Origin of the sequence: Microbacterium sp. WCS2018Hpa-9, from assembly GCF_031843745.1 — a bacterium.
Taxonomy (GTDB): Bacteria; Actinomycetota; Actinomycetes; order Actinomycetales; family Microbacteriaceae; genus Microbacterium.
In genome coordinates this window covers 81,491-108,454 of sequence record NZ_JAVTIY010000002.1, presented here as the reverse complement: position 1 = coordinate 108,454, position 26,964 = coordinate 81,491, and the positions used below count along the sequence as shown (strand labels likewise).

General features: G+C 68.3%; 27 protein-coding genes. 11 read left to right on the top strand and 16 right to left on the bottom strand.

The features are described from left to right. Positions 1-82 precede the first annotated feature (82 nt). Positions 83-1,720: a DUF4407 domain-containing protein gene (locus tag RQG82_RS04285; RefSeq protein ID WP_311257899.1), complete on the top strand. Its 1,638-nt coding sequence runs from the start codon at positions 83-85 to the stop codon at positions 1,718-1,720. 17 nt (positions 1,721-1,737) lie between these two features. Here the strand turns inward: RQG82_RS04285 and RQG82_RS04280 are convergent, their stop codons facing one another. Further along, positions 1,738-2,073, bottom strand: coding sequence for a hypothetical protein (locus RQG82_RS04280; protein ID WP_311257898.1), 336 nt, complete (start codon positions 2,071-2,073; stop codon positions 1,738-1,740). A gap of 52 nt (positions 2,074-2,125) precedes the next feature. On the opposite strand from RQG82_RS04280, the gene RQG82_RS04275 reads away from it, so the two are divergent. Together RQG82_RS04275 and RQG82_RS04270 are read left to right on the top strand one after the other, a co-directional pair. Further along, on the top strand, positions 2,126-3,592 hold the full coding sequence (locus RQG82_RS04275) for a PLP-dependent aminotransferase family protein (protein WP_311257897.1): 1,467 nt from the start codon (positions 2,126-2,128) through the stop codon (positions 3,590-3,592). A 117-nt stretch (positions 3,593-3,709) separates the two neighbouring features. Next, entirely contained in the window at positions 3,710-4,723 is a 1,014-nt protein-coding gene (locus tag RQG82_RS04270) for an aldo/keto reductase family protein (protein ID WP_311257896.1), read from the top strand. A gap of 62 nt (positions 4,724-4,785) precedes the next feature. Here the strand turns inward: RQG82_RS04270 and RQG82_RS04265 are convergent, their stop codons facing one another. The 4 genes from RQG82_RS04265 to RQG82_RS04250 form a co-directional block, all read right to left on the bottom strand. Beyond that, the gene (locus RQG82_RS04265; RefSeq protein WP_311257895.1) at positions 4,786-5,691 is read right to left on the bottom strand and encodes a carbohydrate ABC transporter permease; all 906 of its coding nucleotides are present in this window, start codon (positions 5,689-5,691) and stop codon (positions 4,786-4,788) included. Further along, positions 5,688-6,638 carry a sugar ABC transporter permease gene (locus RQG82_RS04260; protein WP_311257894.1) on the bottom strand — a complete coding sequence of 317 codons (951 nt, stop codon included), beginning with the start codon at positions 6,636-6,638 and terminating at the stop codon, positions 5,688-5,690. Before RQG82_RS04260 ends, RQG82_RS04265 begins: the two co-directional genes overlap by 4 nt. Positions 6,639-6,641: 3 nt before the next feature. After that, positions 6,642-7,955, bottom strand: coding sequence for a sugar ABC transporter substrate-binding protein (locus RQG82_RS04255; RefSeq protein ID WP_311257893.1), 1,314 nt, complete (start codon positions 7,953-7,955; stop codon positions 6,642-6,644). Between the two features lie 86 nt (positions 7,956-8,041). Further along, positions 8,042-9,277 carry an aminotransferase class V-fold PLP-dependent enzyme gene (locus RQG82_RS04250; protein ID WP_311257892.1) on the bottom strand — a complete coding sequence of 412 codons (1,236 nt, stop codon included), beginning with the start codon at positions 9,275-9,277 and terminating at the stop codon, positions 8,042-8,044. 164 nt (positions 9,278-9,441) lie between these two features. Between RQG82_RS04250 and RQG82_RS04245 the strand changes: the two genes are divergently transcribed. Continuing rightward, on the top strand, positions 9,442-10,155 hold the full coding sequence (locus RQG82_RS04245; protein ID WP_311257891.1) for an FCD domain-containing protein: 714 nt from the start codon (positions 9,442-9,444) through the stop codon (positions 10,153-10,155). A 30-nt stretch (positions 10,156-10,185) separates the two neighbouring features. Here the strand turns inward: RQG82_RS04245 and RQG82_RS04240 are convergent, their stop codons facing one another. From RQG82_RS04240 to RQG82_RS04210, 7 genes are all read right to left on the bottom strand, one after another. Beyond that, positions 10,186-10,629: a GNAT family N-acetyltransferase gene (locus RQG82_RS04240; protein WP_311257890.1), complete on the bottom strand. Its 444-nt coding sequence runs from the start codon at positions 10,627-10,629 to the stop codon at positions 10,186-10,188. Positions 10,630-10,639: 10 nt separating this feature from the next. Further along, positions 10,640-11,155 (bottom strand): ACT domain-containing protein, encoded by a 516-nt coding sequence (locus RQG82_RS04235; protein WP_311257889.1) that lies wholly within the window; start codon positions 11,153-11,155, stop codon positions 10,640-10,642. A 108-nt stretch (positions 11,156-11,263) separates the two neighbouring features. Further along, positions 11,264-12,322, bottom strand: coding sequence for a PLP-dependent cysteine synthase family protein (locus RQG82_RS04230; RefSeq protein WP_311257888.1), 1,059 nt, complete (start codon positions 12,320-12,322; stop codon positions 11,264-11,266). A 20-nt stretch (positions 12,323-12,342) separates the two neighbouring features. Continuing rightward, on the bottom strand, positions 12,343-13,218 hold the full coding sequence (locus RQG82_RS04225) for a hypothetical protein (RefSeq protein ID WP_311257887.1): 876 nt from the start codon (positions 13,216-13,218) through the stop codon (positions 12,343-12,345). 76 nt (positions 13,219-13,294) lie between these two features. Continuing rightward, entirely contained in the window at positions 13,295-14,098 is an 804-nt protein-coding gene (locus RQG82_RS04220) for a GntR family transcriptional regulator (protein ID WP_311257886.1), read from the bottom strand. Between the two features lies 1 nt (position 14,099). Next, on the bottom strand, positions 14,100-14,504 hold the full coding sequence (gene rbsD / locus RQG82_RS04215) for a D-ribose pyranase (protein ID WP_042541360.1): 405 nt from the start codon (positions 14,502-14,504) through the stop codon (positions 14,100-14,102). A gap of 18 nt (positions 14,505-14,522) precedes the next feature. Then, on the bottom strand, positions 14,523-15,473 hold the full coding sequence (locus tag RQG82_RS04210) for a ribokinase (RefSeq protein WP_311257885.1): 951 nt from the start codon (positions 15,471-15,473) through the stop codon (positions 14,523-14,525). Positions 15,474-15,580: 107 nt separating this feature from the next. On the opposite strand from RQG82_RS04210, the gene RQG82_RS04205 reads away from it, so the two are divergent. After that, on the top strand, positions 15,581-16,243 hold the full coding sequence (locus RQG82_RS04205; protein ID WP_311257884.1) for a transaldolase family protein: 663 nt from the start codon (positions 15,581-15,583) through the stop codon (positions 16,241-16,243). A 12-nt stretch (positions 16,244-16,255) separates the two neighbouring features. On the opposite strand, the gene RQG82_RS04200 is transcribed toward RQG82_RS04205, so the two are convergent. After that, positions 16,256-16,933 carry a FadR/GntR family transcriptional regulator gene (locus RQG82_RS04200; protein ID WP_311257883.1) on the bottom strand — a complete coding sequence of 226 codons (678 nt, stop codon included), beginning with the start codon at positions 16,931-16,933 and terminating at the stop codon, positions 16,256-16,258. 46 nt (positions 16,934-16,979) lie between these two features. Between RQG82_RS04200 and RQG82_RS04195 the strand changes: the two genes are divergently transcribed. Beyond that, entirely contained in the window at positions 16,980-17,960 is a 981-nt protein-coding gene (locus RQG82_RS04195; protein ID WP_311257882.1) for an amidohydrolase family protein, read from the top strand. A gap of 129 nt (positions 17,961-18,089) precedes the next feature. On the opposite strand, the gene RQG82_RS04190 is transcribed toward RQG82_RS04195, so the two are convergent. Next, positions 18,090-18,863 carry an SDR family oxidoreductase gene (locus tag RQG82_RS04190; protein WP_311257881.1) on the bottom strand — a complete coding sequence of 258 codons (774 nt, stop codon included), beginning with the start codon at positions 18,861-18,863 and terminating at the stop codon, positions 18,090-18,092. After that, complete coding sequence (locus tag RQG82_RS04185) at positions 18,845-19,705, bottom strand: fumarylacetoacetate hydrolase family protein (RefSeq protein ID WP_311257880.1); 861 nt, start codon at positions 19,703-19,705, stop codon at positions 18,845-18,847. The genes RQG82_RS04190 and RQG82_RS04185 overlap by 19 nt, the downstream gene beginning before the upstream one ends. 134 nt (positions 19,706-19,839) lie before the next feature. Between RQG82_RS04185 and RQG82_RS04180 the strand changes: the two genes are divergently transcribed. Next, positions 19,840-21,135: an L-fuconate dehydratase gene (locus RQG82_RS04180; RefSeq protein WP_311257879.1), complete on the top strand. Its 1,296-nt coding sequence runs from the start codon at positions 19,840-19,842 to the stop codon at positions 21,133-21,135. Next, the gene (locus RQG82_RS04175; protein ID WP_311257878.1) at positions 21,122-22,102 is read left to right on the top strand and encodes an aldo/keto reductase; all 981 of its coding nucleotides are present in this window, start codon (positions 21,122-21,124) and stop codon (positions 22,100-22,102) included. The genes RQG82_RS04180 and RQG82_RS04175 overlap by 14 nt, the downstream gene beginning before the upstream one ends. Positions 22,103-22,130: 28 nt before the next feature. Here RQG82_RS04175 and RQG82_RS04170 read toward each other — a convergent pair whose 3' ends face one another. After that, positions 22,131-23,132, bottom strand: a complete 1,002-nt coding sequence (locus RQG82_RS04170) for a LacI family DNA-binding transcriptional regulator (RefSeq protein ID WP_311257877.1) — start codon at positions 23,130-23,132, stop codon at positions 22,131-22,133. A gap of 224 nt (positions 23,133-23,356) precedes the next feature. Between RQG82_RS04170 and RQG82_RS04165 the strand changes: the two genes are divergently transcribed. The 3 genes from RQG82_RS04165 (at position 23,357) to RQG82_RS04155 (ending at position 26,964) form a co-directional block, all read left to right on the top strand. Then, complete coding sequence (locus tag RQG82_RS04165; protein ID WP_311257876.1) at positions 23,357-24,226, top strand: sugar phosphate isomerase/epimerase family protein; 870 nt, start codon at positions 23,357-23,359, stop codon at positions 24,224-24,226. Between the two features lie 201 nt (positions 24,227-24,427). Continuing rightward, a complete protein-coding gene (locus tag RQG82_RS04160; protein ID WP_311257875.1) occupies positions 24,428-25,930 on the top strand; it encodes a sugar ABC transporter ATP-binding protein in 1,503 nt (500 codons plus the stop codon). After that, positions 25,930-26,964, top strand: coding sequence for an ABC transporter permease (locus RQG82_RS04155; protein WP_311257874.1), 1,035 nt, complete (start codon positions 25,930-25,932; stop codon positions 26,962-26,964). Before RQG82_RS04160 ends, RQG82_RS04155 begins: the two co-directional genes overlap by 1 nt.

Sequence of the window (26,964 nt, the reverse complement as noted above, 5' to 3'; positions counted from 1 at the left end):
GCCGGGTGCGGGTGGCCCCACAGAGGCGTAAACACAGGGTTCGTGCACGTTATCCACAGGCGACCTTTCGTAGATTGTCGGAATGCCCTATTCCGCTCACCGCCCCGGACGGTTCGATTCGCAGGGTCGGATCATCCTCGACAGCGACCCGAACGCTGACACGGATGACCTCGACTTCCTGCGTGCATACGAGCCCACCGGCGCCGATCTGCAGGCGCCGGATTCGGTCGGCCCCCGGCGCGAGAGCGAGCAGGAAGCGGATGCGGACCCGGCTGCCGCGGCATCCGCCCCGCCCGTGCGCGAGCCGAAGCCCCGCCGTCAGCCCCGCGAGCGCGCGCCACGCGTGCCTGGTTCACGACTGCGCAAGCTCGCCATCCTCGGCGGAGCGGAAGGCGAGATCCTCGACCGGGTTCCCGGCGAGACCCCTCGTTTCGTGCAGATGTTCTTCGTGCTCGCCGGCACCGCACTGGTCTCGGCGATCTCGATGCTGTTCGCGCTGACCACCGGAGTGCAGGCCGCGATCTGGCTCGCCGTGCCGCTGGCGGTCGTCTGGGCGCTGATCATCTTCAACCTCGACCGGTTCCTGACCTCGACCATGTCGTCGACGCGCAATGTCTGGAAGCTCATCGGGCTCGCGATCCCGCGTGTGATCATGGCCGCGATCATCGGCTTCGTCGTCGCAGAGCCGCTCGTGCTGCAGATCTTCCACAACGACATCGCCCGCGAGGTCGCGGCGACGAACATCACGCAGGCGCAGTCCGACCAGGAGGCTCTGGAGACGGGCCCCGAGAAGAAGGCGTTGGATGCGGCATCCGACCGCGTCGCCGAACTCGAGAACCAGGCGGCGACGGGCATCGTCGCCGGCACCGACTCGTCGTCTGCGACGGAATCCGCCGCTCAGGCCACGGTCGACGATCTCACCGCCAAGATGACCGCCCAGCAGGCAGTGATCGATCAGGCACGCATCCTCTACCAGTGCGAGCTCACGGGTGAGGGCGCTGGCACGGTGCCCGGCTGCACCGGCGTGAACGGCGAAGGCGCGAGCTCGGATGCCGCCGAGGCCCAGCTCGCCGAGGCGCAGCAGACCTACGATGCGCTCGCCGCGCAGCTGCGCACCGCCAACGAGGAGCTCGCCGCGGCCGGCACCGCCGCCAAGGAGAACACCAGCACGTCGGAGACGCAGAACCGCGAGGAGGCGCAGTCGCAGCTGCCTGCCGCGCGCGACAGCTATGACGCCGCGCTCGACGCGTACAACGCGCGGGCCGAGGCCGTGGCATCCGGCAACGCAGGAGCGATCGGTCTGCTGAGCCAGATCAGCGGACTCAACCGGCTGAGTGAGAAGGAGCCGACGATCCTGTGGGCGCACATCCTGATCGCCGCGCTGTTCTTCATGATCGAGCTGCTGCCTGTGCTCGTGAAGGTGCTCACGTCGTACGGCGACCCGTCGCTCTACGAGAAGGCCGCCGCGATCCGCAGGCAGGTCGCACTCGACAAGGTCACGGCCGAGGGATTCCGCGACCGAGCGGCGATCGTGACCGTGCAGTCGCAGGGGATCCAGGCGGATGCTTCGCCTGCCGAGCCGCAGACCAGAGCGGAACGCAAGGAGGCTGCTCAGGTGGCGCAGGAGCGGGCGCAGGCCGAGGAGCGCGAGCTCGCGGAGAAGCGTGCGCAGGCCCAGACGCTCGAAGAGCAGGAGCAGCTGGTCGAGCCCCGGGTCTGACGCTCCGGTCTGCCGGCTCAGGCCACGCGGCGCGGCAGGCGTGCGGCGAGGTCGCGGATCCGCACCTGCTCGACGGGTCTCGTTATCCGTGACGCCGGGGAGAGCACGTCGACGATCTGCAGATCGCCCTGAGTGCGCACCGCGGCGGCGAGCGAGCGGATCAGCGCGACCGTCGACGGCTCGCCCGTCCAGGTGGCACCGGTCAGCGCTGTCTCGATGAGCATCAGCGACCGGCGGAGCGCCGGGTCGTGCTGGCGGGAGTCCTCCGAGAGCCATTCGACGAGCTCTCGAATGGTCCATTCGGGCGAGATTGGTTCAAGATCTTGACGTTGGATGGCGATTGGCTGGGTCATTGGTCCAGAATTGGATGCCATGAGCGTCATCGACAGAGCCAATAGTCGACCAGTGGCCCAGCGATCGGCCGATGGGGTCGCGCCCCTCGTGCGCGCGGGCGAGGTGTCGGCGGAGGGTCTCGCCGCTCGACTCGGTCGATGGACCCAGGGCGAGGGCACTCTGGCGGCGCGGCTGTCTGAGGGCGTGGCCGCTCTCATCTCGGGTGGCGAGCTGCGCGCGGGCGACAGGCTTCCGGCGGAGCGGGCGTTCGCCGCAGCGAGCGCGGTGTCTCGGGGGACGGTCGTCGCAGCCTACGCGGACCTCGCCGAGCGCGGGCTCGTCGACCGCCGCCAGGGCAGCGGCACGCGTGTCACCGGAGTCGCGGCGCCGGCGATCGCATCCGTGCAGCGACCAGGGCGCGGAGAAGCGCTCTTCTCGGCGTCGCCGAACACGATCGATCTGCTGCGCACGGTGCCGCAGCTCTCCGATCTCGCCATCCAGCTGATCCGCGAACACCAGCCGCGGCTCGAGCTCGCGCTGCTCCCCGAGACCGACCCCGCCGGGCTGCCTGCGCTGCGCGAGCTGATCGCCGACATGTACTGCGCGGAGGGGACGCCGACCACGCGCGAGCAGATCCTGGTCACCCACGGTGCGCAGCAGGCGATCAGCCTCGTGATCAACGCGCTGGTCGGGCCTGGCGACGTGGTGCTCGCCGAGGAGGTGACCTGGCCGGGCGTCACCGACTCGGTCGGTCTTCGCGGAGGCGTGGTGCACGGCATCCCGATGGGGCACGACGGGCTCGATGTCGATGCGCTCGAGGTCGCGATCGCCCGGCTGCGCCCGGTCGCGATCGCCCTCAACCCCCACCATCAGAACCCCACGGGCACCAGACTTCCTGCGGCCGCGCGACATCGCGTCGCCGAACTGGCCGCGCAATACGGTGTGCCCGTCATCGAAGACAGGGTGGTCGCGGGCATCTCGTTCGACGGCGTCGTGCCCCCGACGCTGGCGGCGGAGCGCGCCGATGCGCCGATCATCGTCGTCGAGTCGGTGTCGAAGTGGGCGTGGGCTGGGCTGAGGATCGGCTGGCTGCGGGCCGACCCTGTTCTGGTGCGCAGGCTGCGCGCGGCACGACAGCTCGCTGACCAGTCGACGAGTGTGCCTGGTCAGCTCCTCGCACTCGACCTCCTCGCGAGGGCCGTCGACCTGCGGACCGCGACCAGCCGGATCCACGGCGAGCGTCTGCGACTCGTGCGGTCGCTGCTGGCCGAGCACCTGCCCGACTGGCGCTGGGCCGAGCCGCGCGGCGGACTCTCTCTCTGGGTGACCCTGCCGGTGGGTTCGGCCAGCGCTTTTGCCCGGATCGCGGCCGTGCACGGGGTGTCGATCGCCGGAAGCGCGGCGTTCGCGGCATCCGTCCTTCCCGACGATCACATCCGCATCCCGTTCACTGCGCCCGACGACGTGCTCGCCGAGGGTGTGCGCCGGCTCGGTGTCGCGTGGCAGGAGTATCGGGATGCTCTCAGCGACCGCCCCTAGCGCGGGCGCATGAGCAGACGGCGGCACGCTGCCGCGCCGATCTCCTGACACCTGCTGTTCTGAGACCGGTCACGGCGATCAGGCCCCGGTGTCGGTGACGGCGGGTAGCGTTGTTGCATGGTCAACTATCGCTATCTCGGCAACAGCGGTCTCAAAGTCTCTGAGATCACCTATGGCAACTGGGTCACCCACGCATCGCAGGTCGGCGACGACGCCGCCGTCAAGACGGTGCACGCGGCGCTCGACGCCGGCATCACCACGTTCGACACGGCAGACACGTATGCCAACACCGCGGCGGAGGTCGTGCTCGGCAAGGCCCTCGAAGGACAGCGCCGCGAGGGGCTCGAGATCTTCACGAAGGTCTACTTCCCGACCGGCCCCAAGGGTCCGAACGACACCGGACTGAGCCGCAAGCACATCCTCGAGTCGATCAACGGCTCGCTGAAGCGCCTCGGCACCGACTACGTCGACCTCTACCAGGCGCACCGCTTCGACTACGAGACCCCGCTGGAAGAGACGTTCCAGGCGTTCGCCGACGTCGTCCGTCAGGGCAAGGCGCTCTACATCGGCGTCTCGGAGTGGACGGCCGAGCAGCTGCGGGAGGGCCACGCGCTCGCGAAGCAGCTCGGCGTGCAGCTCATCTCGAACCAGCCGCAGTACTCGATGCTGCACCGCGTGATCGAGGGCAAGGTCGTGCCGGCCTCCGAAGAGCTCGGCATCTCGCAGATCGTCTGGTCGCCGATGGCGCAGGGCGTGCTGTCGGGCAAGTACCTGCCCGGCCAGCCGGTGCCCGAGGGCTCGCGCGCGACCGACCCGCACAGCGGTTCGGAGTTCATCAAGAGCTTCCTGCAGGACGACATCCTCACCGCGGTGCAGAAGCTCAAGCCGATCGCCGAAGAGGCGGGCCTGTCGATGCCGCAGCTCGCGATCGCGTGGGTGCTGCAGAACCCGAACGTCGCCGCCGCTCTCGTCGGAGCCTCGCGCCCCGAGCAGCTGGCCGAGACGGTCAAGGCCTCGGGTGTGACGCTCGACGCCGACACCCTCGCGGCCATCGACGCCGCGCTGGGCGACACGGTCAACCGCGACGCCGAGGCCACCTACTCGGTGTCGCCGAAGGCGCGCCTGGTCTGACCGCCGCATGACGAAGGCCGCCGTTCGGGATGAACGGCGGCCTTCGTCGTGTGCGGGAGCGCTTACTCCTTGACGGCGCCGGCCGTCAGGCCCTGCACGATCCAGCGGCTCGCGAGAGCGAACATCACCATGGTCGGCAGGATGGTCAGCACGGCCGCGGCCGACATCGAACCCCAGTCGATGTTGAACGTCGAGATGAAGCCGTTCAGCGCCGACGGCACGGTGCGGTTCTCATCCGTGTTCATCAGCACGACCGACAGGAACAGCTCGTTCCAGCAGTTGACGAAGTTGAAGATGAACGCGGCGATGATGCCGGGGGTCATCACCGGCACGAGCACCCGGAACAGAGCGCCGAAGCGCGAGCATCCGTCGATCATCGCCGCCTCTTCGAGGGCATCGGGGACGTTCTCGAAGAACCCGCGCAGCATGACGGTGGAGAACGGGATGCAGACCGCGATGTACACGAGGATCAGACCGGGCTTGGTGTCGACCAGGCCGAGGTCGGTCATCATCGAGTACAGCGGGCCCAGCGCGATGAACGCCGGGATCATCTGCGTCAGCAGGAAGGCGACCAGCACCGTGCCCTTGCCGCGGAACTCGAAGCGGGCGATCACATAGGCGCTCAGCAGCGCGATCAGCGTCGCGACCGCGCCCGCGATCGTCGCCACGAGAGCGGAGTTGCCGAGGAACACCCCGAACGAGCTCTGCTCGAACAGGCTGACGTAGTTGTCGAACGAGGGCTCTGACGGCCAGTACTCGATCGGGAACGAGTTGATCGTGCCCGGCGATTTGAACGATGTCAGTGCGATCCAGTACAGCGGGAACAGCGTGATGACGAGCCAGAGCAGAAGCCCGACCACACGCACGACGCCGCCGACCGACACCTTGCGCGCAGGTCGCGGCGCCTTCGCGATGTCGGGAACGGTGAGACGCCGGGTCTCGGTGACTGTTGTGCCGGTGATGGTCATCGCTGCACCTTCCGCATCGCCATCAGATAGAACGCGCAGAACACGAACAGGAACGCGACGACGATGAGTCCGATCGCACTCGCGATGCCGTAGTTGCCCTGCTGGGTGTAGTTGATCATCCACGTCGTGATGATGTGCGTCTGGTTCGCCGGCCCGCCGTTGGTCATCGCGTAGATGATGTCGGGGAAGTTGAAGATCCAGATGATGCGCAGCAGGATCGTCAGCAGCAGCGTCATCGAGATGTACGGGATGATGATCGAGAAGAGCTGGCGCACCTTGCCTGCACCGTCGAGGCTCGCGGCCTCGAGCATCTCGTCAGGCACCGACTGGAGCGCTGCGAGGATCATGATCGCGAAGAACGTCACGCCGTACCAGATGTTGGCCACGATGACCGCGAACATCGCGAGCTTCGGATCGGCCAGCCAGGGCAGCGGAGCGTCGATCAGACCGACCTTCATGAGCAGGTCGTTCACGACGCCGAACTCGGCGTTGAACATCCAGCGGAACAGCATGCCGATCAGGAATCCCGAGACCGCCCAGGGGAAGAACACGAGGGCCTGGTAGAGCCCGCGGAAGCGGAACCGCTTGCGCAGGGCGAGCGCGATCAGGAAGCCGATCACGAGCTGCGGCACGAGTGAGCCGACGACCCAGAGCACCGAGTTCCACGCGACGATGGGGAACGCCGGGTCTTGGAAGACGGTCACGAAGTTGTCGAAGCCCACCCAGGGGGTCGAGGTGAGATCCCACAGGTTCCAGTCGTGGAAGGCCATGCGTGCGCCCTGCAGCATGGGCCAGTAGGTGAACCAGCACACGAACACGATCGCCGGGGCCATGAAGGCCAGCAGCGTCAGCGCGTGGCGGCCACGGAAGGGGCGGCGCCGGCGGGATGACGGGGAGGCCCCGCCGGCGGTGCCGACGGAGCCCCCTTCGAGTGCGGTCCGGGTCACGGATCAGCCCTTTTCCGCTGCGTACTTCTCGGTCCAGAAGGCGTCCCACGACTCGAGCAGCTCGCTGGTCGACATGTTGCCGAGCAGCACGTTCTGCACGTCCTGGTCGGACTTCTGGATCCACTCGGTCCACCAGCTCACGCCACGCGGCTGCTGCACGTTGACGTACGTCTCGGGGTCTTCGGTCATCGTGACGTAGCTCGTCCACGGACCCGAGGAGTAGAACTCGTCATCCGCAGCCTCCGAGATGATCGGCACGAGGCTGTTGGCCTGGGCGAACTCGGTGGCTGGTTCGGCCGACGAGAGGAACTCGACGAGCTTGACCGCGGCATCCTGGTGCTCGCTGTTCTCCGCGACGCCCCAGCCGGCGACGGCCAGCGGCTGCGCGGCCTTGCCGGACGGCCCGACGAGCAGTGGAGCGGTGTCCCACTGGTCTTCGGTCAGCGACGAGTCCTGCACCGTGGCGATGACCTCGGGGTCCTGCAGCAGGAACGCCGTGGTGCCGTTGGTGAAGCCGGCGACCATCTCGGGGTAGCCCCACGAGACGGCGGACGGCGGCGAGGCCTCCTTGAACAGATCGAAGTAGTCGTCGACGGCCTCCTGCGCCTCGGGGGCGGCGAAGATCGTCGAGCCGTCCTCCATCAGGAACGCGTCATCGACGTCGAGGCCGTCGATCGTGTACGCCTCGATCGCGGCGACCACGTTGCTGTTCGCGTTCGCACCGCCACGGAACGCGTAGCCGTAGATGTTGTTCGAGGGGTCCTGGATGGCGCTGGCCTGCTCGAGCAGATCCTTCCAGCTGTGCGGAGGACCGTCGAAGCCCGCCTCTTCGACCAGGTCGGTGCGGTAGAAGAGCGACAGACCGTAGAAGCCGTAGGGCACGAAGTAGCTCTTGCCGTCGGTGGCCACCGATGCGGCCTGCGCGTTGTCGGTCAGGGCGTCCCAGCCGTCCCACTTCTCGAGGTCGCCCGAGATGTCGTGCAGCCAGCCGTTGTTCGCAAAGGGGCCGACCGTGATGTCGCGGACCTCGAGCACGTCGACGCCCTTGCCCGACTGCAGCATCTGCTGGATCTTCGCGTCGGCCTGCTCGGTGGGCGGCGAGACCAGCTTGACCTTGATGTCAGGGTTCTCCTTCTCGAAGTCGTCGAGGAGTCCGCGGAGCAGGTCGGTGCGTGCAGGGTTGGTCAGGCTCTCGACCATCTGCAGGGTGACGGTGCCGTCGGCGGAGTCGCCGCCGCTTGCGGAACAGCCGGTGAGCGCGAGTGCGGCGACGGTGCCGATTCCCGCGGCGGTCGTCAAGATTCTGTTCTTCTTCACGAGGTGCCTCTCAGTTGGTGATGGTGGTGGGTCGGGTGATGGTGGTGGGTCGGGTGATGTGTGGAGCAGGCGTTCGGGTGTTCGGGTCAGGAGACGATGATCGAGTCGGGGGTGCGGATGCCGGCGCGGCGAAGGATCTGCGGGATGCAGCGCTCGACGAAGGCTTCGAAGTCGGATGCCTCGGTGTAGAGGTGGGCCGACAGGCGGAAGTAGCCGACGCCGCGGAAGCTGGTGAACGCGGTCTCGACGCCGGTCTCGTCGAGCAGGTCCATGCGCAGAGCGTCGGCCTCCTCGCGGGTCGAGCCGAGTCCGAGCGGCAGACGCACGAGCCGCATCGACGGCACGGGCGAGGGCAGCGGCGTCAGGGGGTCTTCGTCGCCGTAGGGGCGCAGGCCCTCGGCGATGATCTCGGCTCCGGCATCCGCCATCTGCGCCATGGCCCGGCGGGCGTTGTGCCAGCCGAACTCGGCCTCGATGAACTCGATCGATGCCGGGGTGGCGAGATAGGTCGTCGCGTCGATCGTGCCCTGGGTGTCGAAGCGCTCGGGGTAGGGCTCGTTCGCGGACCACGAGTCGATGAGCGGCCAGAGGTCGTCGCGGTCGGGAGCGGTCGTGACGAGCAGCGCCGAACCGCGCGGGGCGCAGGGCCACTTGTGCAGGTTGCCGAACCACCAGTCACCGCCGGCGACCGCGGCGGCATCCGGCACGAGCCCGGGGGCATGTGCGCCGTCGACGAGCGTGCGGATGCCGCGCTCGGCGGCGAGCTCGGCGATGCGGCGGGTCGGCAGCATGCGGGCGGTGGGCGAGGTGATCTGGTCGACGACGATCAGACGGGTGTGCGGGGTGAGCGCGTCGGCGAAGCGCTGCACGACCTCGTCGTCGGAGGCCAGCAGCGGCAGCTCGACGGCGCGGACGGATGCTCCGAAGCGGCGGGCCAGGCGCTGCGCGCCCATCGTGATCGCGCCGTAGCCCTGGTCGGTGACGAGGATCTCGTCGCCGCGCTCGAGGTGCATGGCGTTGTAGACGACGGTGGCCGCGGCCGAGGCGTTGGGAACGAAGACGCTGTCTTCGGCGTGGGCGCCGAGGAACGGGGCGGTGGCTTCGCGGGCCGCGCGCACCCGCTCGGCGATGCGGGGGAACCACTCGACCGGGCTGAGGTCGGCTCGGCGCCGCAGTGCATCCTGCTGCGCGACGACCGCGGTGGGCACAGCGCCGAACGAGCCGTGGTTCAGGTGGATCACGTCGGGATCGAGGGGCCACGCATCACGGGCTCGGATGCCGGAGTTCAGCGTGAGCGGTGCGGGGAAGAGTGGTGCGGGCATCGGTCCTCGTCGGTGCGTCGGGCTAGTTGTTGCACAACTTTGCCACAGAGGTTCCGATATGGCTATGGAAAGGTGAAGATGAAACATAGTTGTCATACGAATTTGATGAAGAGCGCGGGTCCGACAGACTCGCAGGGGAGTGGCCGGTGTCAGAGAGGATCACGATGAGTGCTTTGGATACGGCCCTGCACGGGCTGCGTGCGCTGATCGCCGACGGCGCACTGCGCCCCGGTGACCGTCTGCCCAGCGAGGGCGAGCTGTGCGAGACGCTGGGCGTCTCGCGAGGATCGCTGCGCGAAGCCATCCGCATGCTGGCCGCACTCGGGGTGCTCGAGACCCGCCACGGGTCTGGCAGCTATGTCAGCGAACTGCGCGCCGCCGACCTCATCGGCAGCTTGTCGCTGACGGTCGGGCTGCTGCCCATGGCCGGAGTGCTCGAGCTGACCGAGCTGCGCCGGGTGCTCGAACCGCATGCCGCGGCGCTCGCCGCGGCCCGCATCGATGCCGCGACGATCGAGACGCTCGGCGGCGTGCTCGACGAGATCGAGGCCAGTGATGACTTCGAAGACCACTCCCGCCTCGACCACGCCTTCCACATGACGATCTCGGAGGTCGCCGGCAACGACGCCCTCACGAGCCTCATCGACGTGCTGCGCTCACGGTCGCGGGCGTATCGGATTCCGGATGCCGATGACGCCGCCGAACTCAAGCTGCACTCGGACGCGGGGCACCGGGCTATTCTTCGCGGGCTCGCGGCGGCTGATCCGGTTGCGGCGTCGGCTGCGGCATCCGCTCATGTGGCTCAGACCGAGTACTGGGTGCGGCGGTACACCGAGACCGACATCGTCGCCGAGGGGTCGGCCGTCGAGCCGGACTGAGTTCGGCGGGGTCGCGATGCTCGCCTCGATTCAGTCTCCCTGCGGTGCGAAGCGCAGCACATTCGTGTTGCGACGGACGAAGCCGACGGACTCGTAGAGGCGCAACGCCGATTCGCGAGACGGTCGGGACGTCAGGTCGAGTGTCGGCAGCCCCCGCTGTTGCGACTCGTCGATGATCGCTTCGAGCAGCAGGCGTGCGATGCCTCGTCCACGGGTGCTCTGATCGACCACGACGTCTTCGATGCTGCCGTGCCATCCGGTGATGAGCGGGGCCGTCACGAGGGTGGCCATTCCCACGATGCGGCCTGACTCGCGCGCGACGAACAGGTCGGTGTTCTGCGCCTGGAGCAACGAGAGCACCCGTTCCGCGTCGAATCGAGCGGTCGCCGAGAGCTGAGGGAGAAGTGCCTCGATCCGGCGAAGGTCATCCGCTGTGAGGCGGTCCGCGATCGAGATGGTGATTCCGTCGGCCATGGGTGACGTGTCAGGCGAGGGTGATGTCGACCTGGATCTCGGCGGCGATGCGTTCGAGGTCACGGCGCAGGGCGTCGAGGTCGACCGACTCGGGAACCCGTGCGATCACGGACGCCTCGAACAGGCGGCCGCCGGCCATCGCAGCATCCCGGGTCTCGGTCGCCAGCTCTTCGATGCTCAGGTCATGCGCGCTCAGCACGTTCGACACCTCGCGGACGATGCCGGAGCGGTCGTTGCCGAGCACGCGGATCTCGAGCATCTGATCGTCGGCATCCGACTCGGCCGGCGCGCCGGTCAGAACTGCGAGCGTCAGCAGCCCCTGACCCTGCAGCCCGCGCAGAGCCGTCTGCAGATCGTCGGCGCGCTCAGGAGCGACCGAGACTTCGATCACGCCGGCGAAGGTTCCGGCGAGCTCGGCCAGCGAGCTGTTCTCCCAGTTGCCACCGTGGGCATCGACGACATTGGCGACCGCCGCGACGAGACCCGGACGATCGGCACCCGCGACAGTGAGGATGAGAGTAGTCATGCGGCCAGCGTAGCCGTTCACGATTCAGCAGCATCGCTCAGAAAGCGCCTGAAGACCGCGGCCCGGCAGCCGGTCCGGGGTGTTCGTGCTGAATTGTGAACCGCGCTGTCAGTCGACCCAGTCGCCGGTGTCGAGGAAGTGGTCGAGGCGGGCGCGGTGCGGGGCGAGGTCCCAGCCCTGCTGTGCGACCCACTCGTCGTTGAAGTACGTGCCGGCGTAGCGGATGCCGCTGTCGCAGATGAGGGTGACGATGCTGCCGGTCTCGCCCGCGGCGCGCATGCGGGCGATCAGCTGGAAGGCACCGTACAGGTTGGTGCCGGTCGAGCCGCCGGCGAGGTGCAGGGTGCGCTCGCGCAGCATCCGGATCGCGGCGATCGACCCCGCATCAGGCACGCGGATCATCTCGTCGATCACGCTGGGCACGAACGAGGCCTCGACGCGCGGTCGGCCGATGCCCTCGATGCGGCTGGGGCGCCCGACGGGCGGATCGACCGTGCCGGCCCAGCCGTCGTAGAACGCCGAACCCTCGGGGTCGACCACGGCGATCTGGGTCTCGTGGCGGCGGTACTTCACATAGCGGCCGAAGGTCGCGCTCGTGCCGCCGGTGCCCGCGCCCACGACGATCCAGCGGGGGATCGGATGCCGCTCCTGCGACAGCTGGCTGAACACGCTCTCGGCGATGTTGTTGTTGCCGCGCCAGTCGGTCGCCCGCTCGGCGAACGTGAACTGGTCGAGGTAGTGCCCGTGGCATTCGGACGCGAGGCGCTGGGCCTCGGGAGACATGTCCTCCGCGCGGTCGACGAAGTGGCAGCGTCCACCGTAGAACTCGATGAGGTCGATCTTCTCCTGGCTGGTCGAGCGCGGCACGACGGTGACGAACGGCAGCCCCAGCATCCGGGCGAAGTACGCCTCTGAGACGGCGGTGGATCCGCTCGACGACTCGACCAGTGTCGAGTGCTCCGTGATGCGGCCGTTGACGAGTCCGTACAGGAGCAGCGAGCGCGCGAGACGGTGCTTGAGCGACCCGGTGGGGTGCACCGACTCGTCCTTCAGGTACAGATCGATGCCCCACTCGGGCGGCAGCGGGAACAGGTGCAGGTGCGTGTCGGCACTGCGGTTCGCGTCGGCTTCCAGCAGGGCGATCGCGGTGCTGGTCCAGTCGCTCATCCTTCGAGCGTAACGCTCCTCTACCTGGGGGTGTATCCGCCCTCGCCCGTCTCGCCGTCGTAGGTGAAGACCTCGTCCTCGAGGGTGATCTGGATGTCGTCGCCGAGCGGCTGCTCAGCGAGCAGACGCTCTTCGAGCATCGTCATCCGCTCCTCGTACTCCTGTGCCTGCGCCTCGTCGACACCCCAGATCGTCGCGACCTTCATGTCGGTGAGGAAGTAGAGGAAGGCCGAGACGGCGGTGCGGTTGAACTCGGTGTCGGGGATGCTCTTCCACAGTGCCCCGCTGTCGCGCAGCTGCTTGTACTCGTCGATCTTCGCCTGGAGGACGTCGGCTATTCCGGAGGCATCGGCGTCACCCGAGTCGTCGGACGGCGGCTGCTCGGTGGTCGGGGAGTCGGAGGGCGCGTTGGGAGCTGCGGCCGTCGCGGACGGCATGGGCGCGGCGACCGGCTCGCGCGAACTCAGAAGCAGGCTCAGGGCCACGCCGACTCCGACGATGACGATCAGCACGAACACCACGACCGCCGCGATCACGATGCCGACGTTTCTGCCCGAGCGCGAGCGAGGGCTCGGGGGTGCAGAGGGGTACGGATACGCCGCGCCGTAGGGAGCGGAAGGCTGCTGGCCTGCCGGGTACTGCGGCGGATACGCGGCCGGCTGCTGCGGCGGGTACTGGCCCGGCTGCTGGGGTGGATAGGGCCCCTGCTGCTGCTGCGGGTATTGGCCCGGTTGCGGAGCCGCGGCGTACGGGGGAAGCGGCGGTGCGGGAGGCGCGGGCGGCCCGCTCAGGGGCGGTGCCAGCGGGACCGACGAGTGATCGACCGGAGCTGCGGGCGGAGGCGGCGGGATGACCGGTTCGGGCTCAGAGCCCTGCGCGTGCGCGTCGTCGACCATCGTGTCTGCCCCCCTGCTCGCGTCGCCCGGTGCGACGCGTGCTCCGCTGCCAGGCTAGCGGCCTCGGCGAACTCGGCTAGCGAACCGTGCCGGCCCGCGAGGCGCTGCCGGCGTCGTCGACGTGCAGCAGCGACGCCTGCGACTGCTCCTGCTGCAGCTGGAACTCGAAGCGCGAGCGGTCGCCGCGGTGGTGGGCCACGAAGTACTCGATCGGGATGCCGTCGGCGGCGCGGCTCACGCTGCGCAGCCGCAGCAGGGCCGAGCCGGCACTCACACCGAGATGCTGCGCCTGCTCGTGGGTCGCCACCGTCGCCTCGGCCGAGCGGACGCCGCTGGTCGCCACGATGTCGTGATCGGCGAGCAGGCGATACAGGGATCGCTCCGACAGGTCGACGCCGAGGGTGACGCCGCCGACGGCATCCGGCATCCAGGTCGTGGAGAGCGACCAGGGCTCGCCGTCGACGTGGCGGAGGCGGTCGAGCACCACGACCGGTGCGCCGACCTCGACCTCGAGGGCCGCCGCGATCTCGTCGTCGGCCAGCGTCTGCTCGTGCCGCAGCACGTCGCTGTGCACGTGCCCGCCCCGGCGCTCGACGTCGTCGTACAGGCCGACCAGCGTGTGCACGAGGCTCTCGCTCGTGCGGGGGCGCGACACGAACGTACCCTTGCCCTTGACCCGCTCGACGAGCCCCTCGTGCTCGAGCTGGGCGAGCGCCTGGCGCACGACGGTGCGTGAGATGCCGTAGCGCTCGCACAGGCGGTGCTCGCCGGGCAGCGGGTCGCCCGGCTGCAGGCCGTCTCTCGAGATGCCGTCGACGATCAGCTGACGAAGCTGGTCGTACATGGGTGCCGCGGAGTGGCGGTCGATCGTGTCGTTCATGTCAGTACGCCACCCCTGCGTGCAGGATCACATTCGCATACGGGGTGAACTCGCCCGAGCGCACGAACGCGCGCGCCGAGTGCGTCAGCTTCTTGAACTCGACGTGCGGGATGAGCTCGATCTCGAAATCCTGATCGGCGAAGCGCTCGCGCAGCGCGGCCAGCACCTCGGGGCTCTTCTCGGCCACCTCCGCAGAGACGGTCGCGCCCTCGACGACGAGCTCGGCGAGCACGGTGTCGAGCACATCGAAGAACGCCGGAGCACCCGGCCGGTAGGCGAGGTCGATGCGCTCCGACCCCGGGGGAATCGGCAGCCCCGCATCGGTCACCACCAGCAGGTCGGTGTGCCCGGTCTCGCTGATCACGCGCGAGAGCGCGGGGTTGATCGTCGTCGCTGTCTTGCGCATGATGTCTCCTCGGGGGTGTCAGTGGGCTTCTCGTGCGGCCAGGAACGCCTCGACCTCTGCCCGCAGCGGCAGGCTCGGTGAGGCGCCCTGCTTCGTGACGGCGAGGGCGCCGGCCGCGGTGGCGATGCGCACGGCATCCGTCAGCTCCAGGCCGTTCGCCAGTGCCGCACCGAGATACCCGGCGTAGGCGTCGCCGGCCGCGGTGGTGTCGACGGCCTCGACCGGGAAGGGCGGGATGACGGATGCTCCGGCCGCCGTCACGACGCACGAGCCTTGACCGGCGAGCGTGATCACGGCGGCGCCGACGCCGCGGTCGAGGAACCACCGGCCCGCGAGCGCGGCCGAGGCGGCGTCGGTCACTTCGATGCCGCTGAGCACCGATGCCTCGGTCTCGTTCGGGGTCACGATGTCGATGTTCGCCCACACCGCGTCGTCGAGCGGAGCGGCGGGTGCCGGGTCGAGGATGACGGTCATGCCGTGCTCGCGTCCGCGTGACGTGATGTGCGCGGTGAGTGCCGACGGGGTCTCGAGCTGGGTGAGCAGCACCGACGTTGTCGGCGCGAGGGCCGTGAGCGCCGAGTCGATCTGCTCGGTGCTGAGGGAGGCGTTGGCGAGCGGCACCATGACGATGTCGTTCTGCGCCGAGGCGTCGACGCGGATGTGCGCGATGCCCGTCGGGCCGGGCACGGTGCGGAGGTGCGCGAGGTCGACGCCGGCTTCGCTCAGCCCGTCGACGACGAGGTCGTGGAAGAGGTCGTCTCCGACGCATCCGACGAAGCTCGTGCGGGCTCCGGAGCGTCCGGCCGCGACGGCCTGATTGGCGCCCTTGCCGCCGAGCATGAGGGTGAACTCGTCGCCCAGGATGGTCTCGCCGCGGGCCGGGAGCCGGGTCGAGAAGGTCGTCACGTCTGCGGTCACACTGCCGACGATGACGACGCCGGTGCGATCGGGCGAGGTGGCGGCTGTCATGGCACTCCTGATCGTCGTCGATGCGGGGTGCTTTGACATCCTCCGCGGCTGTCATTACATTAGCCGAATCCGAACCTGTAACGACAGGTTGTGCACAAGGAGACCCGATGACCGCGCTGGCCCCCCGTCTCTATGTCGACAGCGCAGACGTCGACCGCGTCTCGTCTCTCCTCGCGGGGGGCGTCGTGCACGGCGTCACCACCAACCCGACGATCCTCGAGCGCGGTGGCCGCACCGCCGCCGAGATCCCCGACCTCTACGCCCGCTGGTCAGGCGAGGGCGCTCGCGAGATCTTCTTCCAGACGTGGGGCGGCGACACCGCATCATTCCTGCGCAACGCCGAGGGCATCCGGGCACTCGGCGACCGGGTGGTCGTGAAGGTGCCCGCCACGCGCGAGGGCTTCGCCGCGGCATCCGCTCTGGTGCGCGAGGGCGCGACCGTTCTCGTCACGGCCGTGTACTCGGTCGCCCAGGCGCTGGCGTGCGCCTCGATCGGAGCGCAGTACATCGCTCCCTACCTCGGACGGATGCGGGATGCCGGCATCGACGGCGACGCCGTGATCGCCCGGATGCAGGAGATGTGCGAGGGGAGCGACTCGAACGTGCTCGCCGCGAGCCTGCGATCACCCGACGACATCACCGGCCTGCGGCTCGCGGGGGTGCCGTACTTCACCGCGGCGCCCGACGTGATCGAGCAGATGCTGTTCCACGACGTCAGCGACAGCTCGGCCGCCGAGTTCGACGCCGCGATGGGGCGACTCGGCGCCTGACGCCTGCTGTTCTCAGGCGGATGCCGCCTGGCGCAGCCACCGCTCGACGCCGGCGATGTGCGCGGTGGCGAGCGAGGTGGCGAGACCCGAGTCGTGCCGGGCGATCGCCTCGGCGATGGCCCGATGCTCCGAGAGGGTGCGCTCGACGGCTCCGCCCTCGGTGAGCCCCCGCCACACGCGGGCGCGCACGGTCTGGCTGCTCAGGTGCTCGATGAGGCTCGCGAGATAGGCGTTGCCCGCCATGCCGACGATCTCGCGGTGGAAGCGGATGTCGTGCTCGACGAGCTCCTCGATGCTGACCGTCGGATCGATGGACTCGACCTCGCGTTCGAGGTCGGCGATCGCCTCGTCGGTGCCGAGGGTGGCCGCGAGGCCGGTCGCCTGAGACTCGAGCATCCGTCGCACCGCGAAGATCTCGAGCATCGAATCGTCGTCGTGCATGTCGACCACGAACGAGATCGCCTCGAGCAGCAGGTGGGGTTCGAGGCTGGTGACATAGGTGCCGTCGCCGCGGCGCACGTCGAGAACCCGGATCACCTCGAGCGCCTTCACCGCCTCGCGCATCGAGTTGCGCGACAGGCCGAGCCGCTCGGACAGCTCCTTCTCGGGAGGGAGTCGATCGCCGGGGGCGAGCTCGCCCGACACGATCATCGCCTTGATCTTCTCGATCGCGTCGTCAGTCACTGCCATGGCGTCATCCTAGCCATTCATCGGATGTCTGCGGCAGGATGGGGGCATGCGCGTACTCGATTCGCACCTGCACCTCTGGGATCCCGAGCTTCTGCACTACACCTGGCTCGAAGGACCGCTCGGCTGGCTGTTCGGTGAGACCGAGATCGAGCACGCGCGAATAGGTCGCGCGACCTCGGAGCGGGCGGTCTTCGTGCAGGCCGAGACCATCGAAGACGACTTCCTCGACGAGGTGCGCTGGGTGGCGGGTCTGGCCGCCCGCATCGGCGTGGTCGGAATCGTCGCCGGCGCGCGCCTCGATCGCGGCACCGACACCACCGCCCACCTCGAAGGCCTTGCGGCCGAGCCGCTCGTGATCGGCGTGCGTCACATCCTGCAGGGCGAGCCCGACGGCCTCGCAGTGTCGGCCGCCTTCGTGACCGGTGCCCGCGAGGTCGCCGCGCACGGGTGGGCCTTCGACGCCTGCATCCGTGCATCCCAGCTTCCCGAGATCGCGCGCCTCGCGGGAGCGGTGCCCGAGCTGCGGGTGGTGCTCGATCACCTCGGCAAGCCGACGGTCGGCACGGCGGATGCTCCGGCGGCGCCGACGATGGAATGGGTGCGCGATCTCGACGATCTCGCACGGCATCCGAACGTGTGGTGCAAGCTGTCGGGGCTTCCGGCAGAGGCCGGGGGCGACTGGTCGGCTGAGCAGCTGCATCCGTTCCTCGATGCCGCGGCCGACGCCTTCGGGGTCGAGCGGCTCATGTGGGGCAGCGACTGGCCCGTCTCGGTCATCGGCCCCGCCGAGGCCGACGACCCGTACGCGAACGAAGACGGATCCCCGATGTACCAGCCCACGGCACGCAGCCGGTGGGCGGATGCCGTGGCCGGCTGGGCCGAGCTCCGCAGCCACGACGTCGACGCCATCATGTGGCGCAATGCCGAGGAGTTCTACCGCGTCGGCGCCAGGCCCCCGCGCGAGGATGCTCGGGAGGAGCGACCTCGTCGCGGTTTCCTGCGGTGGCTGCGGGGCGATCGCGAGTAGCGGGCGCTCCTCGCGCCCCGGCTGTCACGGCGTGCACACATAGCCCCGAACAGCACACGAACTGCCGAGGATCGTGTGCGAAGCGGGGCCTGCTGTGCTGTCCGGGACCGGGGTGGAGCCCGACCCGGGTCAGCCGCCGACGGGGCGGAGGCGCAACTGCGCCATGCCGCCGTCGACCTCGATGAACGTGCCGGTGGTCGAACCCGCGGCGGGGCTCACGAGGTAGGCGACAGCCGCCGCGACCTCGTCGGGCGAGACCAGACGACCGTGCGGCTGGCGGGCCTCGAGAGCGGCGCGTTCGGCTGCCGGGTCGGCGGCCGAGTCGAGCAGTCGTCCGACCCAGGGGGTGTCGGCCGTGCCGGGGTTCACGGCGTTGACGCGGATGCCGTCGCGCAGATGATCGGCGGCCATGGCGCGCGTCAGAGCCGAGACGGCGCCCTTCGATGCGCTGTAGAGAGCACGCTGCGGCAGGCCGGTCGTCGAGGCGATGGATGCCGTGTTGCACACCGCCGCGTGGGGCGACCTCTTGAGCCAGGGCAGTGCTGCCGATGTGACGCGGGCGATGCCGGTGACGTTGATCGAGAGCACTCGCGCCCACTCGTCGTCATCGTTCGCGCTGATGTCGCCCTGCGCGCCGACTCCGGCGTTGTTGACGACGATGTCGATGCGGCCGAACTTCTCGGCGACGGCTGCCACGGCGGCATCCACCGATGCGCGGTCCGACACGTCGGCTGTGAACGCGGCGAATGCGGCGTCCGCTCCTGCGGTGTCGCGGTCGAGCACGGCGATCTGAGCGCCGTCGTCGTGCAGTCGGGCGGCGACGGCTGCGCCGATTCCGGATGCTCCGCCGGTGACGATCGCGACGAGTCCGTCGAGTGCCTTGGTCACTTCTGTGCCTCCCATGCCACGAACTCCTGGCGCTGGTGCCCGAGTCCTTCGATCTCGATCTCGACCACGTCGCCCGCCTTCAGGTACGGGAATCTGCCCCCGAACGCGACGCCCTGCGGGGTGCCGGTGAGGATCAGGTCGCCGGGCTCGAGAGTGACGTACTGCGACAGGTGGTGCACGATCACGCGCACGTCGAAGATCATGTCGTTCGTGTTCGAATCCTGTCGCGCTTCGCCGTTGACCCAGCTGCGCAGCCGCAGGTCGTCGACGTCGACCTCGTCGGGGGTGACCAGCCACGGACCGGTCGGGTTGAACCCGGGCGCGATCTTGCCCTTCGACCACTGGCCTCCCGACACCTCCATCTGGAAGGCGCGCTCCGAGACGTCGTTCGCGGTGACGTAGCCGGCGATGTGCGCGTCGGCATCCTCGGGTGAATCCAGGTAGGCGGCGCGAGCGCCGATGACGATGCCGAGCTCGACCTCCCAGTCGGTCTTCTCGCTGCCCCGGGGGATCGTGACCGCATCGTTCGGGCCGACGACCGTGTTCGGCGTCTTCAGGAACAGGATCGGCACGGTCGGCGGCTCGGAGCCCGACTCGCGCGCGTGCGCCGCATAGTTCTGACCGATGCAGATGACGGCGCTCGGGCGGGCGATCGGCGCACCGATGCGCAGCGCTGCGGCATCGTCGAGCACAGGCAGCTCGTCCGCGGCGCGAGCGGCCTCGACGCGAGCGCGGAAGTCGGAGGCGAGGAAGTCTCCGTTCACATCGGATGTCACCGACCTCAGATCGAGGTAGCGCTCGCCTTCGACGAGGACGGGGATCTCGGCGCCGGGAGTGCCTAGCCGTGCGAACTTCATGTCTCTCCTGATCACTGAGGATTCGGTGTTGCGGGGGCGCATCATCGCGGCCCGTCTCGTTGACAGTATAGACATCGGATGTTTACACTCCAAGAGATCTGCACGAATCCCCACCCCGTGCACGAGAGGACCCCGTGAGCCGCATCGTCGCCCTCGACACGACCGACATCCGCTTCCCCACGTCGCTGAGTCTGGACGGATCGGATGCCATGAACCCCGACCCCGACTACTCGGCCGCGTACGTGATCGTGCGCACGGATGCCGAGGACGACATCGACGGCCACGCCTTCGTCTTCACCATCGGCCGGGGCAACGACGTGCAGGTCGCCGCGATCGACGCGCTCGCCGGGCACCTCGTCGGTCGCGAGATCGAGCCGCTGCTCGACGACATGGGCACGACGTTCCGCGACATCATCGGCGACTCGCAGCTGCGCTGGCTCGGCCCTGAGAAGGGCGTCATGCACATGGCCATCGGCGCGGTCATCAACGCGCTGTGGGACATCAAGGCGAAGCGTGCCGGTCTGCCGCTCTGGCAGCTGCTCGCCCGGATGACACCGGAGGAGCTGGTCGACCTCGTCGACTTCCGCTACCTCACCAATGCGCTCACGCGCGAGGATGCGCTCGAGATCCTGCGTGCCGCAGAGCCGGGCCGCATCGAGCGGGAGCGCGAGCTGCTCGCCACCGGGTACCCCGGATACACGACGAGCCCGGGGTGGCTGGGGTACTCCGACGAGAAGCTCGAGCGCCTCGCCCGCGAGGCGATGACCGACGGCTTCACCCAGATCAAGCTCAAGGTCGGGGCTGACCTCGACGACGACATCCGTAGGTTCCGCAAGGCCCGCGAGGTCTGCGGACCCGACTTCCCGATCGCGATCGATGCGAACCAGCGCTGGGAGGTGTCGGAGGCGATCGAGTGGGTGAACGCGCTCGCCGAGTTCCACCCCGCGTGGATCGAGGAGCCCACGAGTCCTGACGACGTGCTCGGTCACGCCGAGATCGCGAGAGGTGTGGCGCCGATCAGGGTCGCCACCGGCGAGCACGCGCAGAACCGGGTGATCTTCAAGCAGCTGCTGCAGGCCGACGCGATCTCGGTCATGCAGATCGACGCGGTGCGCGTCGCGGGTGTCAACGAGAACATCGCCAACCTGCTGCTCGCGGCGAAGTTCGGAGTGCCCGTCTGCCCGCACGCCGGTGGCGTCGGCCTGTGCGAGGCCGTGCAGCACCTGTCTATGTTCGACTTCGTCGCCGTCACCGGCACGCGTGATGGACGCATGATCGAGTTCGTCGACCACCTGCACGAGCACTTCGTGATCCCGACCGACATCCAGGGCGGCTCGTACATGGCGCCGACCGCGGCAGGCTCGGGCATGGAGATGAAGGCAGACAGCATCGCCGCCTACACGTGGAAGGGACAGCATGTCGGGATCTGAGACGCTGTCGGCTCCTGCTCTCGGGATGCCCGCTCTCGGGTACGGCGCGGCCAACGTCGGCAACCTGTTCCGGCCGCTCAGCGACGACGAGTCGTGGGCGATCCTGGAGGCGGCGTGGGACAGCGGCATCCGCTACTTCGACACGGCTCCGCACTACGGGCTCGGGCTCTCGGAGCGACGCCTGGGCGCGTTCCTGCAGACCAAGCCGCGGGGCGACTACGTGCTGTCGACGAAGGTCGGTCGGCTGCTGCGACCGAACCCCGACCACGACGGCGGCCTCGACACCGCGAACGACTTCCATGTGCCCGACGACCTGCAGCGAGTGTGGGACTTCTCGGCTTCGGGGATCCGCACCAGCCTCGATGAGTCGCGCGAGCGGCTCGGCATCGAGCGGATCGACCTGCTGTACCTGCACGACCCCGAGCGTCATGACCTCGACCTCGCGCTCGCCGAGGCGCTGCCGGCACTCGAACAGCTGCGAGCCGATGGCCAGGTCGCCGCGGTCGGGATCGGCTCGATGGTGTCGGACGCGCTCGCCGCATCCGTCCGCTCGGCCGACCTCGACCTGATCATGGTCGCCGGTCGCTACACGCTGCTCGAGCAGCCGGCTGCGGCCGACGTGCTGCCCGCCTGTCGCGAGACGGGCACCGGCATCGTCGCGGCATCCGTGTTCAACTCAGGCCTGCTGGCCTCGAGCGAGCCGCGCCGCGACGGTCGGTACGAGTACGGCCAGCTGCCCGACGAGCTGTGGGAGCGGCTGCTGCGCATCGCCCGCGTGTGCGCCGACCATGATGTGCCGCTGCCCGCTGCGGCCATCCAGTTCCCGCTGCAGTCCAATCTCGTGAAGTCGGTCGTCGTGGGCGGGAGCCGGCCGGCGCAGCTTCGGCAGAATGCCGAGTACGCGGCGCTCGAGATCCCGGGGGCGCTGTGGGCTGAGCTTGCGGCGGAGGGGTTGATTCCGGGCTGACTCAGCGGACTCAACTGACTCAGCGGACTCAGCGGCCGATGGTCGACTCGCGCACCACGAGCTCGGCGGCGAAAGGCGTGGGTGCGGGCAGACCGGCTGTGGGGTCGGCGAGCTGGCGGATCAGCGCGGCGCCCGCGGCGCGGCCGATCTCGTATCCGGGCTGACGCACGCTCGTCAACGGCACGACGCTCTGATGCGCCTGAGCGACGTCGTCGAATCCGACCAGGGCGATGTCCTCGGGCACGCGGATGCCGTGACGCAGCAGCTGGGTCATCACGCCGATCGACACCATGTCGTTCGCCGCGAAGATCGCGTCGGGCCGCTCGGCTGCAGGGAGCGCGAGGATCCGCTCGGCGATCTCGAGGCCGTCCTCGGTCGTGAGATGCGGCACGTCGAACACCTCGACCGCGGCGTCCGTGTCGACGACGGCATCGCGCAGACCCTGCAGCCGGTCGTTCGACTGACTGACGCTCGGCGCCCCGAGGAACAGGATGCGGCGGCGTCCGATCGCCAGCAGGTGCTCACCGGCGAGACGCCCGCCGCCGCGGTCGTCGAAGAGCACGGATCCGACGGTCGGAGAGTCGGGGATGGGCCCGACCACCACCGAGCGGATGCCGCGGTCGGCGAGCTGCTCGAGCCGGGGCACCACGTCTTCGAGCGGGTAGATCACGATGCCCTGCACGCGGTGTGCCTCGAACATGTCGATGTTGCGTCGCTCGAGAGAGGCGTCGCGGTTGCTGTTGCTGAAGAACAGCGACCAGCCCTCCTCGCGGGCGACGTCCTCCACGCCTCGCGAGAGCTCGTGGAAGTAGGGCAGCCAGGCGTCGAGAAGGATCAGCGCGAGCGCCTTGCTCGACCCCGCCCGCAGCTGCCGCGCCGACTCGTTCGGCACGTAGCCGAGCTGCTCGATCGCGTCTCTGACCTTCGCCGCACTCGCCTCGCCCAGAACGTGCGGGTGGTTGAGGTAGTTCGAGACGGTCGAGGAGGAGACCCCGGCGAGGGCGGCGACGTCTTTGACGCTGGCTGGCATGAAGCTCCCTGTCGACTGCGATGCGACTGCGCCGTGCGCGATCGTGCGAGCGTGACTGCTCGCCCGCGCAGCACCGGCGAGTCCACAGTAGCGGAGCGATTGGCACGTGCCAAGAAAGTTCTTGACAGCGCCGGGCGATGCCGCGTACCGTGACCTGAACGCGGACTTGGCACGTGCCAAATCCTAGAGGCGATGGTGCCCCACACCCGTCTCCGAGAGGTCTCATGAACATCGGATGCCACGGGCTCGTCTGGACCGGACACTTCGATGCCGACGGCATCCGACTCTCTGTGGAGAAGACGAAGGCGGCGGGCTTCGACCTGATCGAATTCCCGCTCATGGATCCGTTCACGTTCGATGTCGCCGCCGCGAAGGATGCGCTGGAGGAGCACGACCTCGCCGTCAGTGCCTCGCTCGGTCTGTCAGGATCCACCGACGTGACCAGCTCCGACCCGGCGATCGTCGCCGCGGGGGAGTCGCTGCTGCTCAAGGCTGTCGACGTGCTCGCCGATCTCGGCGGCCAGCACTTCTGCGGAGTGATCTACAGCGCGATGCAGAAGTACATGGACCCGGTGACGCCCGAAGGGCTCGAGAGCAGCCGCCGCACCATCGCCCGCATCGCCGATCATGCCGCCGAGCGCGGCATCTCGGTCTCGCTCGAGGTCGTGAACCGCTATGAGACCAACGTGCTGAACACCGCGCGGCAGGCGCTCGCCTACCTCGCTGAAGTCGACCGGCCGAACCTCGGCATCCACCTCGACACGTACCACATGAACATCGAGGAGTCGGATATGTTCGCGCCGGTCCTCGACGCGGCACCCGCCCTCCGCTATGTGCACATCGGTGAGAGCCACCGCGGCTATCTCGGCACCGGAACGGTCGACTTCGACAACTTCTTCAAGGCGCTGGGGCGCATCGGCTACGACGGGCCGATCGTGTTCGAGTCGTTCTCGTCGGCGGTGGTGGCTCCGGACCTCAGCCGGATGCTCGGCATCTGGCGCAACCTGTGGACCGACAACGTCGAGCTCGGCGCGCACGCCAACGCCTACATCCGCGACAAGCTCGTCGCGGTCGACTCGATCCGACTGCACTGAGCGGCTGCGCCGACGCAGCGCAGTTCCGACGAGACTCAGACCTGTTGCCAACTTGTTATTACAGGTCTTCCCATCCGAAGAAGTCTTAGTTACATTTAGATACAACTTGCGCAGGGTGGGGCGCAGGCCGCAGAATTGATCCGATGTTTCCAGGCCCGACTGGAATATCGCATTACGACCTTCAAGGAAGCAGGTGAGCACATGAGTGACCCCATTCTCAGAGTCGAGGGGATCAGCAAGGGATTCCCCGGTGTGCAGGCTCTCAAGGACGTGCACCTCGAGGTGCGGGCCGGCGAAGTGCTGGTGCTCGTGGGCGAGAACGGCGCGGGCAAGTCGACTCTGATGAAGATCCTCTCGGGGATTTACACCAAGGACGAGGGCACGATCACGTTCGAGGGCCAGGAGGTCGAACTCACGAGCCCGCTGCAGGCGCAGCAGCTCGGCATCACGATCATCCATCAGGAACTCAACCTGATGCCCGACCTCACCGTGGCGCAGAACATCTACGTGGGTCGCGAGCCCACCACGGGGCCCTTCCTGTCGGAGCGCAAGCTCAACACGCAGACCGCCGAACTGCTCGATCGCCTCGGCATCCGGCTGAACCCGAGGCAGCTCGTCGGCGAACTCACCGTGGCCGAGCAGCAGATGGTCGAGATCGCCAAGGCGCTCTCGTTCAACGCCAAGGTGCTCATCATGGATGAGCCGACGTCGGCGCTCACCGACTCCGAGACCGAGACCCTCTTCGTGCTCATCGAGCAGCTGCGGGCGTCGGGCACCGGCATCGTCTACATCTCGCACCGCATGGACGAGCTGCGGCGCCTCGCCGACCGGGTCACGGTGCTGCGAGACGGCACATACATCGGATCACTGGATAAATCCGAGGTGAGCATCCCGAAGATCATCGAGATGATGGTCGGCCGTGTGATCGACGAGGGAACGCGCCCGCAGGCCCGCGAGCATGCCAACGATCCGATCGTGCTCGATGTGCAGGGGCTCTCGACCAAGAGCCTGCTGAAAGACGTGTCGTTCCAGCTGCACCGGGGCGAGATCCTCGGCTTCGCCGGACTCATGGGCGCCGGGCGCACCGAGACCGCGCGGGCCATCATCGGCGCCGACCACCGCGACAGCGGCACGATCGCCATCAGCGGGCAGCCCGTTCGCATCAGCCAGCCCGCGGATGCCGTCAAGCACGGCCTCGGATACCTCTCGGAGGACCGCAAGCTCCTCGGCCTGATGCTCGAACAGGACGTCACCTTCAACACCGTGCTCGCCTCGCTCGGCTCGTATGCCAACGGCATCGGCTGGATGGGCGACAGCAAGGCGAAGAACCGCACCAAGGAGTACGTCGAGCAGCTGAGGGTCAAGACGCCCTCGGTGAACCAGGTCGTGAAGCTGCTCTCGGGCGGCAACCAGCAGAAGGTCGTCATCGCCCGGTGGCTGATGCGCGACTGCGACATCCTCATCTTCGACGAGCCGACGCGAGGCATCGACGTCGGCGCGAAGGAAGAGATCTATCGCCTGATGCAGCAGCTCGCTGACCAGGGCAAATCCATCATCGTCATCTCGTCGGAACTGCCGGAGATCCTCCGCGTCGCGAACCGCATCGCGGTCTTCGCGAACGGACGCGTCACCGGCACCCTCCGCAACGAGGAAGCCAGCCAGGAGAAGATCATGCAACTCGCAGCCCACGGAGAGGAAGACTGATGAGCGCTCCGCAGCAGCCCGGATCGTCTACGACGACGATCATCCAGACCGCGCTCGATGAGAACACCGACAAGCGCGACGTCGGAGCGTTCCTGAAGCGCCAGCTCCAGCAGTCGCTCGCCTTCGGCACGCTGATCGTGCTGGTGCTGTTCTTCTCGATCGCCAGCCCCAACTTCTTCACCTTCAGCAACATCGCCACGGTGCTGCTGTCGACGGCGGTCATCGGCATCCTCGCCCTCGGCACCACCTTCGTCATCATCACCGGCGGCATCGACCTGTCGATCGGAACCGGCATGGCGCTGTGCGCCGTGATGACGGGTGTCATCGTCACCAACATGGGCCTTCCGGTCTGGGTCGGCGTGATCGGCGGCATCCTGACCGGTGTGCTGATGGGCCTGGTGAACGGTGTGAACATCACGTTCCTCCGGCTTCCGCCGTTCATCGCGACGCTTGCGATGATGATGATCGCCGGCGGTCTCGCCCTCGTGATCTCGAACGTCGCCCCGATCTACTTCTCGACCTCGGCTCCGGACTTCAAGAAGATCGCGCTCGGCGTGATCATCCCCGGCATCCCGAACGCGGTGCTGATCACGGCGGCTCTCGCGATCGTCGCCTTCCTCGTGCTGTCGAAGACGCTGCTCGGTCGGTACACCTTCGCGATCGGCTCGAACGAGGAGGCGACCCGCCTGTCCGGCGTCAACACCCGCCGCTGGACGATCCTCATCTACATGTTCGCCGGCGCCTTCACCGGCATCGCGGGCATTGTGATCGCCGCCCGTCTCGACTCGGCGCAGCCGCAGATCGGCACCGGCTACGAGCTGCAGGCGATCGCCGCGGTGATCATCGGCGGCACCTCGCTGCTCGGCGGACGAGGATCCATCCTCGGCACCGTCATCGGCGCACTCATCATGAGCGTGCTCGTCAACGGCCTGCGCATCATGTCGATCCAGTCGGAGTGGCAGAACATCGTCGTCGGTGTCGTCGTGCTGCTGGCCGTGTTCCTCGACTCGCTGCGCAACCGCCAGCGCACCTGA

Coding starts and splice junctions, on each gene's coding strand:
- RQG82_RS04170 (WP_311257877.1), bottom strand. CDS start 23,132: ATGCCAGCCAGCGTCAAAGACGTCGCCGCCCTCGCCGGGGTCTCCTCC.
- RQG82_RS04160 (WP_311257875.1), top strand. CDS start 24,428: ATGAGTGACCCCATTCTCAGAGTCGAGGGGATCAGCAAGGGATTCCCC.
- RQG82_RS04265 (WP_311257895.1), bottom strand. CDS start 5,691: ATGACCATCACCGGCACAACAGTCACCGAGACCCGGCGTCTCACCGTT.
- RQG82_RS04240 (WP_311257890.1), bottom strand. CDS start 10,629: ATGGCCGACGGAATCACCATCTCGATCGCGGACCGCCTCACAGCGGAT.
- RQG82_RS04175 (WP_311257878.1), top strand. CDS start 21,122: ATGTCGGGATCTGAGACGCTGTCGGCTCCTGCTCTCGGGATGCCCGCT.
- RQG82_RS04200 (WP_311257883.1), bottom strand. CDS start 16,933: ATGGCAGTGACTGACGACGCGATCGAGAAGATCAAGGCGATGATCGTG.
- RQG82_RS04165 (WP_311257876.1), top strand. CDS start 23,357: ATGAACATCGGATGCCACGGGCTCGTCTGGACCGGACACTTCGATGCC.
- RQG82_RS04230 (WP_311257888.1), bottom strand. CDS start 12,322: ATGAGCGACTGGACCAGCACCGCGATCGCCCTGCTGGAAGCCGACGCG.
- RQG82_RS04155 (WP_311257874.1), top strand. CDS start 25,930: ATGAGCGCTCCGCAGCAGCCCGGATCGTCTACGACGACGATCATCCAG.
- RQG82_RS04205 (WP_311257884.1), top strand. CDS start 15,581: ATGACCGCGCTGGCCCCCCGTCTCTATGTCGACAGCGCAGACGTCGAC.
- RQG82_RS04245 (WP_311257891.1), top strand. CDS start 9,442: ATGAGTGCTTTGGATACGGCCCTGCACGGGCTGCGTGCGCTGATCGCC.
- RQG82_RS04190 (WP_311257881.1), bottom strand. CDS start 18,863: ATGGGAGGCACAGAAGTGACCAAGGCACTCGACGGACTCGTCGCGATC.
- RQG82_RS04235 (WP_311257889.1), bottom strand. CDS start 11,155: ATGACTACTCTCATCCTCACTGTCGCGGGTGCCGATCGTCCGGGTCTC.
- RQG82_RS04280 (WP_311257898.1), bottom strand. CDS start 2,073: ATGACCCAGCCAATCGCCATCCAACGTCAAGATCTTGAACCAATCTCG.
- RQG82_RS04225 (WP_311257887.1), bottom strand. CDS start 13,218: ATGGTCGACGACGCGCACGCGCAGGGCTCTGAGCCCGAACCGGTCATC.
- RQG82_RS04270 (WP_311257896.1), top strand. CDS start 3,710: ATGGTCAACTATCGCTATCTCGGCAACAGCGGTCTCAAAGTCTCTGAG.
- RQG82_RS04285 (WP_311257899.1), top strand. CDS start 83: ATGCCCTATTCCGCTCACCGCCCCGGACGGTTCGATTCGCAGGGTCGG.
- RQG82_RS04210 (WP_311257885.1), bottom strand. CDS start 15,473: ATGACAGCCGCCACCTCGCCCGATCGCACCGGCGTCGTCATCGTCGGC.
- RQG82_RS04250 (WP_311257892.1), bottom strand. CDS start 9,277: ATGCCCGCACCACTCTTCCCCGCACCGCTCACGCTGAACTCCGGCATC.
- rbsD (WP_042541360.1), bottom strand. CDS start 14,504: ATGCGCAAGACAGCGACGACGATCAACCCCGCGCTCTCGCGCGTGATC.
- RQG82_RS04220 (WP_311257886.1), bottom strand. CDS start 14,098: ATGAACGACACGATCGACCGCCACTCCGCGGCACCCATGTACGACCAG.
- RQG82_RS04185 (WP_311257880.1), bottom strand. CDS start 19,705: ATGAAGTTCGCACGGCTAGGCACTCCCGGCGCCGAGATCCCCGTCCTC.
- RQG82_RS04195 (WP_311257882.1), top strand. CDS start 16,980: ATGCGCGTACTCGATTCGCACCTGCACCTCTGGGATCCCGAGCTTCTG.